Consider the following 11005-nt stretch of genomic DNA (forward strand, 5'->3'; position numbering starts at 1 on the left):
TCCGTCCTTCACTGCGGAAGGCGTAAGGACGCGCTCAGGCCGTTGGTTCCAGAGGAACTCTTCGAAAAACCGCGAGAGGTGCTAAAAAAACCGAAGATGTATCGGATCCAGCCATTAACATACGGCGCACCTTGAGACCAACCATTTGAGCTTGCCGGAAGGCTGTTCTCGGAGCATCGACGGTAGCCGTTGGGATCCGCTCTCCACCAACAGCCTTGGCGGCCCAGGATTCCTCCTGGGAGAGGTAAAGCTCATCACTCCAGCCGAGGCGACAGACCGTGCCGACGATGGTGAACTGGGCGTGTGTTCTTGCGCCATACCGGTCGAGCATAAAGTTGGCACTGGCACGCAAATGCGAAGTATCGAGAAATGCTCGCACCAGCGCGCCAGATCCATTGGAGGGCACGCCCGATATCACGCCACACTCAACAGATGACTTAAAGAAGCTTTCTACCATCTGCGACATTAGCTTAAATTGTTCGACCTGAGTACTGATCGCTGTCGCCTTTTCAGTTGCTTCAAGACGCAACTTCTTAACCTCTTCGTCCACGGCGCGGTGGTCCCTCGCGTCATCCTCCTTCATCTTCTCGAGTGAGGCCGCCTTGTTGAGCAAGGGCACAATGTTAACCCTAGTCTGAAGATCGATATATGTGGCTGCGTCATCAAGCAGCTTCTTGATCGCACCAAAATCGTCGAAGAAGAATGCTCCGGTGGCACTGACGAGTGTGCCAGACTGGAGCGCTCGTTCTGCTACCGAACGAACGTTGCTCGGTGAGATTGCAACGATAAACGGCTCAACGCTCGTCAAGAATGTTGAGAAGCGGTCATCCAAAACACCGATTTCCGTCGTTTCCTGGGAGCCTTCGGCTCGCTGCCCCCAGTTCGCAAGACGCTCCGCATCATGCGCTTGCTTACCATCAACGGCTTGTGCGGTCGTCTGAACCGTACGCCTCTGGAGGTCGCCCGCCTTCTGCGATGCGAGCGACCTTAGCCATGGTTCGTCGAGGTAAAGAAGATCGTAGAGCATTCAGTCCTTTTGTCCGCTAGTCTTAGTTCGAGCTTGCTCGATTGCTTTCCGTACACGGATGTCGATTGCGTCGTACTCCGCTTGGGCCTTTTTAAGCTCGTCTAGCCGGCGCTGCGCTTCTTTTAGGTCCTCCGTTCGCGCACGTGGTAGCTCTTCTTGGAGAAAGCGGAGCAGTGGTTCGTCACGGCGGCGTTGCTCCTGACGCACCCGCCGGATGAGAGCGCCGGTAGCAATCCCGGCAAACAGCGACGCTGCGAGTGAAACCAGGAGAACGATCGCATCAAGAGTCATGGGACTCTCCTTGTGCGGTCACGACGCTCGTCTCAGCGTAGCGCATCCCGGCTCCCAGGAAGAGCTGAACCCATGCGAATGCGAACTGAACCCACTGAACAATAGTTTGGGTGGTAGCCGGGATCCGCTGTACATGCTGATCGAGATAATACAACGCCAGGAGAAGAAGGCTCAGGCCAGCAACGATCCCGCTCCCAACGACCACCACGGAGAGCACCTCCCGTACCTTCAAGGAAGCGTGCGACCTGAGCAGAAAATATTTCTGGACGGCGGTCAGTCCCATGACCAACGTGAAGAACGGCAACTCGGAATTCCACAGTATCGGCTGAGAAGGCGGACTGGACGGATCCGCAAGCCCGCGGAAGAGCAGGGACAGCCCGAACGGCGCCAGCGGGAGCAGGACGTTGGTGACCCCCCAATGGACCCATGCCACCCACATGGGTGGTATGATACACTTGACGACCGCGAACTCCAAGCGGGAGCGGGATCCAACGGCTGGATCCCATCCGTGGCGCCTGATGCACGCTCTTTCGACTTTCACCACCGTCTGCTGCTGGATGTCGAAGGTGCGTACCGTTCGGATCACGGCGCCGAAACCGTTCCTCGCGTGGTGGCGCGTGCGGACGACCCAGTAGCGGCCCCGCGCGACGGGCTCCGTGCTCTCGAGGTGGTCGTAGCTGTCGGGGTCGTGGAGCACCCCCCCAGGCACATCATCACGGGCACGCAGCCTTGGCTCCCGCCGCATACCGGCTTCGGCCGCGTAGTAGCTCCTGGGTATGGGCCTTCACCTGCGCCTCCTGCTGCTCCGCGTCAAGGCGGTCGAGCTGCGGCTGGAGCTGCTTCCGCCGGCTGGAGCTTCTTCCGTTGCTCGGTGACCTGGTTCGTCAACTCGATCTAGCCCGGCGTCCGCTCGACACTCGTCCCCTTGAAGCTGTCGAGGATCTGTTCCGCGGCGGTGAGCTCGCCATCCACTTGGTCTGACAACGAGACCTTAGCCTTGTTCACCGCGAGGCCGAGCGTCGCGCGTCCGTCATCAGACGCTTCCGGGAACGTCGCGAGCGCGTCGCGTTCTCGCTCAGCTGCACGCCCCTGTGCGACGCGCTCTTTGTAGGCCGTCTCTTGCGTCTCCATGGACCGAGCAAGCGCGGTGAGCATGGCAGTGGCGTCGGGTTCGCAGACTTGCGAGCCTGGAGGAGAGCCGCGCGTACCGCATTGATGCTCTCGCCGCGCTGTGCGCCTTCGCCTCGCGTTGTACCTCGCCGTGGGTACCGGTGGTCGATCTCCTTTCGAACGGACGAAGCTGCCGAGCAGGGACCCGACGACCACAATCCCGACCCCGACGGTGCTCACCTCGGGTGCTGGGCGGTAAAGATCGACGAGCTTGCGCGTGATCGGGGCGCTGACGGAACCCACATTCCCGCCGCCATCGCGCCGGCCAGGCCAGGCGCGACCGCCGCGAGGATGACGGCTGCGTCCGTCGACGCCTGGCTGGCTCGAACGACGAGCAGAAAGAGGAGGGCCGCGAGCGCCTGCGGGAGCTATGGGAACCGCCTCGAGCGTGCAGGCGAGCCTACAGGGGCATGAGGATGCTAGATGGGCGGCTGCTGGGGCGTGATCCGCATCACGCTCCGCTGTAGCGGATTCCGCGATCGCGGAGCGCTCGTAGCGTGGTCGCCGCGTGGGCACCCGTGGAGGAGCCCGACGAGCTTCACCAGCGGATTATAGGCCGCATCCGCGAGATCGCCGCCGAGCGGAAGATCCCATCACGCACCTGCTGGACCGCGCTGCGGTGTCGCGCGCCCTCTTCTGGGACGTCCTCGCTGGGAAGCAGTCGCCGCCCTGCAGTGCTGGGCCGCATCGCCAAGGTGCTGGACGTGGACGCCTCGGAGTTCTTCGTCAGGAAGCAGTAGCCGGAACGCCGATCTCAGCCGCGGCATCGGGACGACCGCCGCGGACACGCTCCTACTCGAGCGTTGTCAAGGAGCTCGGGCCCGAACCGCATCGCCCCAGCTATGACAGAGCATGTCATAGCCACAGCGGTCCCAGCCTCGAAATCAGGAGAGTGCGACTTAATCTGAAGCCACTCAGCAAAGCGCCCTGTCGTCGACTGGTCCTCGACGAGAGGGCTGCGAAACGCCAAGTGGTGGCCCACCAAGCGCCCATCGCAGAGCGCAATATGGGCCCGCGCCTGGAGAAAGGCAAGTGGCCGTGGCGAACATGCTCCCCCGCGAGCGGCAGCTTGCCGTGCTCGCAGCCCTGATCGACGGCAATAGTGAACGTGCTACAGAGCGGATGACCGGTGTTCAACAGAAGACGATTGGCCGCTTCGCGCTCCGCATCGGCAAGGCTGCACAGAGTTTACACAACACCATGGCACACGATCTGTCATGTTCACTTATAGAGAGCGACGAGGTTTGGACCTTCGTAAAAGAGAAGCAAGCGCGCGTCACGGCCGAGGAAAACGCGGCCGGTCTTGGCGAGGCGTACACCTTCACCGCGCTGGCGATGCCGAGTCGCTACGTCGTGACGTGGTACGTCGGGAAGCGCGACGAGGTGAGCGCAGGCACGTTCATCGCAGACCTGCGCGCGCGGCTCGTCGTCATGCCGTCGCTCACCTCCGACGGCTTCCCCGCCTACCCCGGATCCGTCGGCAGCAGCTTCGGTCCTGGTGTCGATTTTGCGCAGGTGATAAAACACTTCACGCGGAACGGTCGTCGCGACGACGATCACCGCTATGAGCCGCCACGCAACCCATTTCGCACCAAACGCGTGGTGTTCGGTGCTCCGAACATTGACGTCGCGACAACCGCGCACGTCGAGCGCAACAACGGTACTATGCGGCACCACATCGGGCGGATGCGTCGACTCTGCTACGCCTTCAGCAAGAACGTGGAGCACCACAAGTCGGCCGTTTCGCTTGCCTACACGTATTTTAACCTATGCCACATCGTGAAGACGACGCGCGTCACGCCAGCAATGAGCGTTGGCGTGGCGAACCACGTCTGGGAGCTGCCGGAGCTGCTCGAAGCGCTGCTCTCTGTCCCCGAGACAGCGGCGCCGAACCGAAAGCCGCTCGCGCCACGCAAGCCCGAGGGCACCGCGCGCGAGTTGCCCGGCGGGCGAGGCTTCTTGCGCGTGGTCCAGGGCGGCGCCGCACCGAGCCCGCCGTCGGCGCCTGCGCCTCCGCCGTCGCCGCCGAAGCCCGCTGCGCCGTCGTCGGCTGCGCCCGACGCGGTCCGGCCTGCCGGACCACCCGGTCAGCTCGATCTTCTTACATGGCGCCCGCGCCCACGCGTACCCGTTCAGCTTCCGCTCTTCGGCGAGCTGGAGCCCGAGTAGCATGGCTGCATGGAAGCTTCGACGAAGCGGCGCAACGGCAGGACCTCATGGGTCGAACAAGGTCTCACATCCACGGTACGTGGAGCCATCGTGACCGATAATCGAATCGCCTTCGACGTGAACTGTGAGGATTACGATTATACGGTCGCACTCGAGCCAGCTCCCGCGGGAGAGCCATGGTGGCGGGGTGGTTGGAGGTGTCGGGACGGCTCGCATGGGCCCGTCCAAGCCAAACTCTACAGGGCCAGTGATGGCGGATTCGTGCTGGTCGGAATTTGGAAGGAGGACGGGGACGACCTCTACTGGTTCACCGAATTGTCGTGAGCGTCTGGCCGCCACATGGCCCCACCAGCGCACGGTCCGGCTCTACCCCGCAAGCAGAGTGCGGTCATTTGGCGGTGCACAGACTGCGGTCATTTGCAAGCGACTGCGGTACTTACCGCACCACCCTCCGCGACGCCCCCGCCCATGTCGCAACATGCCCGCCGCCTGCTCCACCGGTGGTGCCCTAGTTTGGCTTCCGCTGCCCTAGTTTGACCCAGGACCTTCGACGAGCGGCTAAGTTCGGCCGGACGTAAGTGCAGCCCGCGGCGATTGCCGTCGCCCGGGCTGCGTGGCTGACACCTCACACGTAGCGCGAGGTCCCGACATGCTGACCGTAGTCCGTTCGTCCTCGGACGAGCAAGAAGGCGAACGTGCGCCCAAGCGCCAACGCCGAACCGCCTCCTGTCTCTCACTCACGCCTACCCAGCGCAAGCGCCTCCGGGCGGCGCTGAAGAACCTACGCGCGGCGTACGGGTCGTGGTCCTGCCTCGCCGAGGTCATGGGCGTCTCCGTCGCGTGCGTCGAGGCCATCGCCGGTGGACGCGACGCTGGCTCGCCCGGGACCGTGCAGCGCGCCGCGAGGGCGGCAGGCGTCACCGTGGAGCAGCTGCGCGGTGGGCTCGCCGCAGCGGACCGCTGCCCAACGTGCGGGAGGAGCGGGTAAAGCCCCGGCGGAAGGTGGCGAAGAGCCAGCCGGCCGCGAAGCATCCCAGGAAGCGACCGAGCATCGAGGCGAGCCTTGCCGAGCGCTCGACCATCATGGCGGTCATCGTCGCCAGCGGCGTGCCCGCTCGCGATCGCGCCGATGTCTTCCAGAACGTCGTCATGGGCGCGTGGAGCTCGATCAAGCGAGGCCTCTACCGCCCGGCGCCCTGGGACGAGCCACGCAAGGCCCTGCGCGGCTACCTCTATGCGGTCGCCAGGCACCTCTCCATGCATCACATCAACAGCGCGTACGTGCGCCGCGCCGTCCTGACCGAGCAGCCCTTTGGCCTGCTCCGCGAGCCCGTCGGGCCCGATCTGGAGGCGCAGGTCGCCGCTCGCGAGGTGCTGGACGCCATGGGCGAGCTTCCGCCATGGCAGTTGGAGGCGCTGCTCTCGGTCGACTCGCCAGAGTCGCTCGTCCAGTACGCCAAGCGGCGCCGGATGAACCCGAGCACCGCAGCGTCCAGGCTGCGGATCGCCCGCGAGGCGTTGACGCTGCGGCTCAAGCGCTGGCGGCGGTGAGCGGTCGGGCCAAACGGAGGCGCACGCCCGGCGAGACACGAAACGAAGCCGCCGTCCTGGCGCAGACAGCCGAGGACGGCGGCGGGTAAAGCGCCAGCGGTGGTGTGCCCACCGCTGGCGCAGCGACTTGCCCGGCTAGAAGATGCCGAGACCACCCCCGCCGTTGAACATGCTCCCCCTGCCACGCGGAGCGTGAACAACTACTGCCCCCTCTGGCTCCGGGAGCTTCACGGGCTCGATCCCGTGCTCGGCCGCGATGCGGTTGGCTTCTTCCTGAGTGGCCGCGAAGCCGGCCTTCTTGTGCTCTTCCCAGGCCTTGTAGAACGCAGACCGGCGCTCGGCCGGGCTCTTTTCACTGGTGCTGCGCATGGCGTGCCTATCCTCGCCCGAAGGCGATACGTATCCACGCCAGCCCGCTTGACCCTCGTACCTGCACATGTCACATGTGCCCCGTTCGGGTACCAATCGAACGGTCGGTCTAGCGGACCGGCTACGAGCAGCGTCGTCCACGAGACCACCCCGTGGATCGCTGCTCGTTTTTTTTGGATGTCAATTAGCCGATTCCAGTTCGGCTATAATCATGTGTTACCTGTGGGTGTCTGTCGCGCAAGCGGAATCAGTACTGAACCGAACAGTACTGATCTATTCTACGCCGGCTCAGGTGAGCGCATGTGCGTCTCACGTGTCGAACAACGATAGCTGCACCATCCTGCGCGGCCCTGGCGCTGGCGGCGGATCTGGCGGCGGCGGGGGCTCCGGCTCGACGGGAGCCGCTGCGGGCGCCTCGGGCGGCGGCTGCGGAGCAGCGGGCGCTGACGGAGCGGAGCCGCCCGGGAGCACGCGGAGCCAGCCACGGCCGGCGGGGAGCTCGCGAGCGGTGCCCTCCGGCTTCGGGATGGCGAGCGGCTGCGGCTCCGGCTTCTCGCCTGCGGGCTCTGCCAGCGCGGCGTCCATGAGCATCTCCAGCGTCCACACGGTGTCCGTGATGCCCGCTGCCATCGCCGGGGTGATCCGCATATTCCGCGGGATGTGGCAGAGGTTCACGTACGTGTAGTGCAGCGCGATCGCGGCGCGGTGCCGCGTGAGCTTCTTCGAGAACGCGAGCGTCCTGCGCCGGAGCCGCGCGTTCCACTGCCGCGCGGTGAGATTGCTGCGCTCTATCGCGTAGTTCGTCGCCTTCGCTGGGTCCGGCATCCCGAAGACGGCGCGCTTCTGGATGAAGTCGACGCCGCGCTCGACCGCGAACTTCTCCGAGGTGCCGGGCTTGCCAGGGCGCGCGCTGAAGTTCTTGACCATCTGCATGTACGGCACGGCGCGCCCGAAGTTCGCCGCGATCGGCTACGCGTAGAGGCCGAGCCCGTCGGTGGTGATCTGCGGCATGACCGCGAGCCGCGCGCGCACGTCTTCGACGAGAGCATCGGCGCTCTCCTGGTCGCGCTTCCCGACATGCCACGCGATGACGAGCTTGCTGGTGCGACACAGGGCGCCCAGGTCCACTGCTCCCCGCTGGTCGCTGCATCGTGCTTCTTGGGGTCGACGTGAGCCTGCCGACGACCGCACCACGAATGCTGCTCGTCGAGATCTACGAGCGCGCACGTCAGATCGCGCACCAGCCGGTCATGGAGCCGCGCGCAGCCCTCGCCGATGGCCTGCCCGAAGCGGCCGATGGTGTCCTGATGGACGCCGGTCATGCGCGACGCGGCGCGGATGCTGGTGCCGTTCACGAGCGCGGCGAGCACCTCTAGCCGCCGCTCCGCCGGGAGCACGTTCGCCATGGGCTTGCACCTCTCCGGACGCGTGCCCATGATCGCAACGCGACGTGCGACTGGTGGGCCACCATCCGGCGTTCCGCAGCCCCGCTTCGGGTACCAGCCGAGGCGGGGCGCCTTTGCCTATGCAAGTGAGTATAGCCTCTGTTTCCCGCGTCTCCAGCGTGGTAGGACCGCGGCTGTCATAGCCGCTGTCGCGGATCCAGCGCGAAGCAAGGGCTTTCATGCACAGTCAAGGGGAACGGTGGCGCCGTGTGACACGGCCTGTCCCAGGGACGGCCAGACGCCCTGGTAAGCCATCTGGCTGGCGGCCGCAGGGGCAGATGGTGGGCAGCGGCGCTGGGCGCGATGCTAGCTGCCTGAGGTGCATACCGAGGGGTGATCGTAGTGGCCTGGGGGTAGCCGCCTTGCCTGACGTGCGACGACCCCTACAGCAGCGCATTGCCCATGGTAGGCTCCGCGCATGGCCACAACCAAAACCTACATACCTCGCATCGGCTCAGATCCAGCGTACATTACCGCCATTGGTCAGGCCTTCTACAATTTCACTTACCTTGAATGGAACATTATTTGGCTGGTGGCCAAATTAAAAAGTGGTTATTTCGGCGAAATCGAGACCGCGAATCCTCCGAAGACCGCCGGCACAATCCGCAGGGATCTCGCGAGTGAGGCCATGGCATCAAATAAGATCGATGCTCCGACGCGAGCGAAACTCGTAGCGCTTGCGAAGCGGTTCGATCAGGCAACGCGGCAACGAAATCTGCTCCTACACGCGCATCCGTTTACGGACCAGGATGGGAACCAGCTTCTAGGCGGGCTTTCACACGGGACACGCCAAACATGGACCATTGATGACGTGCTGGGCGTAGCGGAGGAGTTCGAGGTGGTAGCTCGTGAGGCAAGTGCCATACTGCATCAAGACCTGAAAAGTCTATGAATTTCCCACGATTGGCGCCTCGCGGTGGACTTCCAGGCGCGAGGCAGTGGACTGGTGTTGCATATTGCACACACGCGGGCGTCCGGTGCGCTACCACGTGTGCCGGATTCGTCACGCTGCCAAGGTATGAGCTTGGCGTCTGTCCTAATTAGGACACCACCGCTCCACCAGGCACCCGCCCATATCGCGACATGCCCGCCGCCTGCTCCGCGACGCCCCCGCCCATGTCGCGACATGCCCGCCGCCCTCCCGCGCAGGCCGTCAACAGCGCGCCCCGGGACGCGCGCCCCCTCCCCTCCCGACCAGCCTGCCCTCGTCAGCCTCGCCGAGCAGCGCCGCGCGGCGCGCGCGCCGCCGGGCCAGGCCGGCGTCGCTCCGCGCCGCGCGCGCGCCCCCTCAGCGCGCCAGACGGTAGATCGCGTCGAACGGCGAGCCGCCCTGCGGAACCTCCCGCGCGACGCCGCGCTCCGGGTTCGCCGCCAGGTGGCGCAGGATCCAGAAGACCGTTTCTACGTCGTCCGCGCCCGCCGCCTTCGCGACCTCGGCGAGCGACTGCGCGCGGCCCGCGCTCGCGCCGAGCGCCGCGAGCACCTTGGCCTGCAGGTCGAGCACCTCCTGCGCGGCCTTCTTGCCGGCCTCGACGCCGGGCTGGTGGTACGCGTTGATGCCCACGAGCGACGCGTACAGGCCCACCGCGCGCTCGTAGAGCGCGATCAGCATGCCGACGGCGCGCGCGTCGACCGCGTCGATCGTGAGCGTGATCGACTCGCGCCCGCTCTCGGTCAGCGCCTTGCGCGTCCCCTGGAGGAAGCCGTCGAGGTAGTCGCCGGTCGTGACGCCGGGGTCGACCTCGAGCACGCCGCGCGACGGCGCGCGATCCCGCAGCACCTCGATGAACGTGACGAAGAAGTTGTCGAGCCCGTCACGGAGCTGCTGCACGTACGCGTGCTGATCCGTCGAGCCCTTGTTGCCGTACACGGCGATGCCCTGGAAGACCTCCTTGCCCTGCCGATCCAGCCGCTTGCCGAGCGACTCCATCACGAGCTGCTGGAGGTAGCGCGAGAAGAGCTCGAGCCTGTCCTTGTACGGCAAGAGCACCATGTCCTTCCGGCCCGCGCCGCCCGTCGCCGAGTACCAGGCGAGCGCGAGCAGCGCCGCGGGGTTCCGGGGAACCTCCTTCGAGCGCGTGACCTCGTCCGTCTCGCGCGCGCCCTGCAGCATCTCGACGATCGACAGCCCCTGGAGCGCCGCGGGCAGCAGGCCGACCGCCGACAGCTCGCTCGTGCGACCGCCGACCCAGTCCCACATCGGGAAGCGGGCCAGGAAGCCGTGCTTCGTCGCGTACCGGTCGAGCTCGCTGCCCTCCCCCGTCACCGCGACCGCGTGCGCGCCGAGCGAGAGGCCGAGCCGACGGTACGCCGCCTCGAGCTCGAGCATCCCGTTGCGCGTCTCCTTCGTCCCGCCCGACTTGGAGATGATCACCGCGAGCGTCGCGCCGAGATCGTCCCCGATGGCGTCCAGCGTGCGATCGATCCCGTCAGGATCCGTGTTGTCGAAGAAATGGATCTGCATCCGATCGGCCGGCGTCCCCAGCGCCGAGGCGACGAACTGAGGCCCGAGCGCCGAGCCGCCGATCCCGACGACGAGCACCCTGCTGAAGCGGGCCGCCCGCTCCGGCCGGACCCGCGCCGCGTGCACGTCCGCAGCGAAGCTCAGGATCCGCGCGTTCGTCTCCTCGATCGCCGCGCGCAGCGCCGCCTCGGGCGCCAGCTCCGGCGCGCGCAGCCAGTAGTGACCGACCCGGCGGCCCTCGTCGGGATTCGCGAGGCTCCCGCCCTCGAGCGCCGCCATCTCCGCGAGCGCCGCCTGAATCCGCGGTTCCATCGTGGTAAAAAAGTCGCTCCCGAAGCGGATCCGGCTCACGTCCAGCCAGAGGCCGAGGCTGGGCTCGTGGAAGAGGTGGTCCCGGAAGCGATCGAAGGGGAGGACGGCGGGCGCCGGTCCTCGACCCGGGGTTCTGCGGTCTTGATCCATGGCCCCCCTTCTACCGCTTCTCCCTACCGTTTCTCCAGGCGGTCGAACCCCTTGCCC

The 11005-nt window shown here is 65.8% G+C and carries 12 protein-coding genes; 4 read left to right on the top strand and 8 right to left on the bottom strand.

All coding sequences use genetic code 11. The annotated features are described in order from the left end of the window. Positions 1-34: 34 nt before the first annotated feature. The 4 genes from WMF46_RS30470 to WMF46_RS30485 all read right to left on the bottom strand — a co-directional run bounded on the left by WMF46_RS30470 (position 35) and on the right by WMF46_RS30485 (position 2473). Positions 35-1027, bottom strand: a complete 993-nt coding sequence (locus WMF46_RS30470) for a DUF6414 family protein (protein WP_437980421.1) — start codon at positions 1025-1027, stop codon at positions 35-37. Continuing rightward, on the bottom strand, positions 1028-1318 hold the full coding sequence (locus WMF46_RS30475) for a hypothetical protein (protein ID WP_437980422.1): 291 nt from the start codon (positions 1316-1318) through the stop codon (positions 1028-1030). It abuts the gene before it with no gap. After that, entirely contained in the window at positions 1308-2015 is a 708-nt protein-coding gene (locus WMF46_RS30480) for a hypothetical protein (protein ID WP_437980423.1), read from the bottom strand. The genes WMF46_RS30475 and WMF46_RS30480 overlap by 11 nt, the downstream gene beginning before the upstream one ends. A gap of 197 nt (positions 2016-2212) precedes the next feature. Further along, positions 2213-2473, bottom strand: coding sequence for a hypothetical protein (locus tag WMF46_RS30485; RefSeq protein WP_437980424.1), 261 nt, complete (start codon positions 2471-2473; stop codon positions 2213-2215). Positions 2474-3526: 1053 nt separating this feature from the next. Here WMF46_RS30485 and WMF46_RS30490 point away from each other — a divergent pair. Both WMF46_RS30490 and WMF46_RS30495 read left to right on the top strand, forming a co-directional pair. Continuing rightward, complete coding sequence (locus WMF46_RS30490; protein ID WP_437980425.1) at positions 3527-4657, top strand: IS1 family transposase; 1131 nt, start codon at positions 3527-3529, stop codon at positions 4655-4657. Positions 4658-5659: 1002 nt separating this feature from the next. After that, on the top strand, positions 5660-6208 hold the full coding sequence (locus tag WMF46_RS30495) for an RNA polymerase sigma factor (RefSeq protein WP_437980426.1): 549 nt from the start codon (positions 5660-5662) through the stop codon (positions 6206-6208). Between the two features lie 135 nt (positions 6209-6343). Here the strand turns inward: WMF46_RS30495 and WMF46_RS30500 are convergent, their stop codons facing one another. The 3 genes from WMF46_RS30500 to WMF46_RS30510 all read right to left on the bottom strand — a co-directional run bounded on the left by WMF46_RS30500 (position 6344) and on the right by WMF46_RS30510 (position 7705). Further along, positions 6344-6577, bottom strand: a complete 234-nt coding sequence (locus WMF46_RS30500) for a hypothetical protein (protein WP_437980427.1) — start codon at positions 6575-6577, stop codon at positions 6344-6346. Positions 6578-6886: 309 nt separating this feature from the next. After that, positions 6887-7510 carry a hypothetical protein gene (locus WMF46_RS30505; RefSeq protein WP_437980428.1) on the bottom strand — a complete coding sequence of 208 codons (624 nt, stop codon included), beginning with the start codon at positions 7508-7510 and terminating at the stop codon, positions 6887-6889. A 36-nt stretch (positions 7511-7546) separates the two neighbouring features. Then, complete coding sequence (locus WMF46_RS30510) at positions 7547-7705, bottom strand: hypothetical protein (protein WP_437980429.1); 159 nt, start codon at positions 7703-7705, stop codon at positions 7547-7549. Positions 7706-7773: 68 nt separating this feature from the next. Here WMF46_RS30510 and WMF46_RS30515 point away from each other — a divergent pair, with 68 nt between their 5' ends. Continuing rightward, positions 7774-7953 (top strand): hypothetical protein, encoded by a 180-nt coding sequence (locus WMF46_RS30515; protein WP_437980430.1) that lies wholly within the window; start codon positions 7774-7776, stop codon positions 7951-7953. Between the two features lie 487 nt (positions 7954-8440). Next, positions 8441-8914, top strand: coding sequence for a hypothetical protein (locus tag WMF46_RS30520; RefSeq protein ID WP_437980431.1), 474 nt, complete (start codon positions 8441-8443; stop codon positions 8912-8914). Between the two features lie 396 nt (positions 8915-9310). On the opposite strand, the gene WMF46_RS30525 is transcribed toward WMF46_RS30520, so the two are convergent. Then, the gene (locus WMF46_RS30525) at positions 9311-10948 is read right to left on the bottom strand and encodes a glucose-6-phosphate isomerase (protein WP_437980432.1); all 1638 of its coding nucleotides are present in this window, start codon (positions 10946-10948) and stop codon (positions 9311-9313) included. Positions 10949-11005 lie beyond the last annotated feature (57 nt).

The organism is Sorangium sp. So ce117 (genome assembly GCF_051524395.1).
GTDB lineage: Bacteria > Myxococcota_A > Polyangia > Polyangiales > Polyangiaceae > Sorangium > Sorangium cellulosum_B.

Coding starts and splice junctions, on each gene's coding strand:
- WMF46_RS30470 (WP_437980421.1), bottom strand. CDS start 1,027: ATGCTCTACGATCTTCTTTACCTCGACGAACCATGGCTAAGGTCGCTC.
- WMF46_RS30475 (WP_437980422.1), bottom strand. CDS start 1,318: ATGACTCTTGATGCGATCGTTCTCCTGGTTTCACTCGCAGCGTCGCTG.
- WMF46_RS30485 (WP_437980424.1), bottom strand. CDS start 2,473: ATGCTCACCGCGCTTGCTCGGTCCATGGAGACGCAAGAGACGGCCTAC.
- WMF46_RS30500 (WP_437980427.1), bottom strand. CDS start 6,577: ATGCGCAGCACCAGTGAAAAGAGCCCGGCCGAGCGCCGGTCTGCGTTC.
- WMF46_RS30505 (WP_437980428.1), bottom strand. CDS start 7,510: ATGCAGATGGTCAAGAACTTCAGCGCGCGCCCTGGCAAGCCCGGCACC.
- WMF46_RS30515 (WP_437980430.1), top strand. CDS start 7,774: ATGCTGCTCGTCGAGATCTACGAGCGCGCACGTCAGATCGCGCACCAG.
- WMF46_RS30520 (WP_437980431.1), top strand. CDS start 8,441: ATGGCCACAACCAAAACCTACATACCTCGCATCGGCTCAGATCCAGCG.
- WMF46_RS30525 (WP_437980432.1), bottom strand. CDS start 10,948: ATGGATCAAGACCGCAGAACCCCGGGTCGAGGACCGGCGCCCGCCGTC.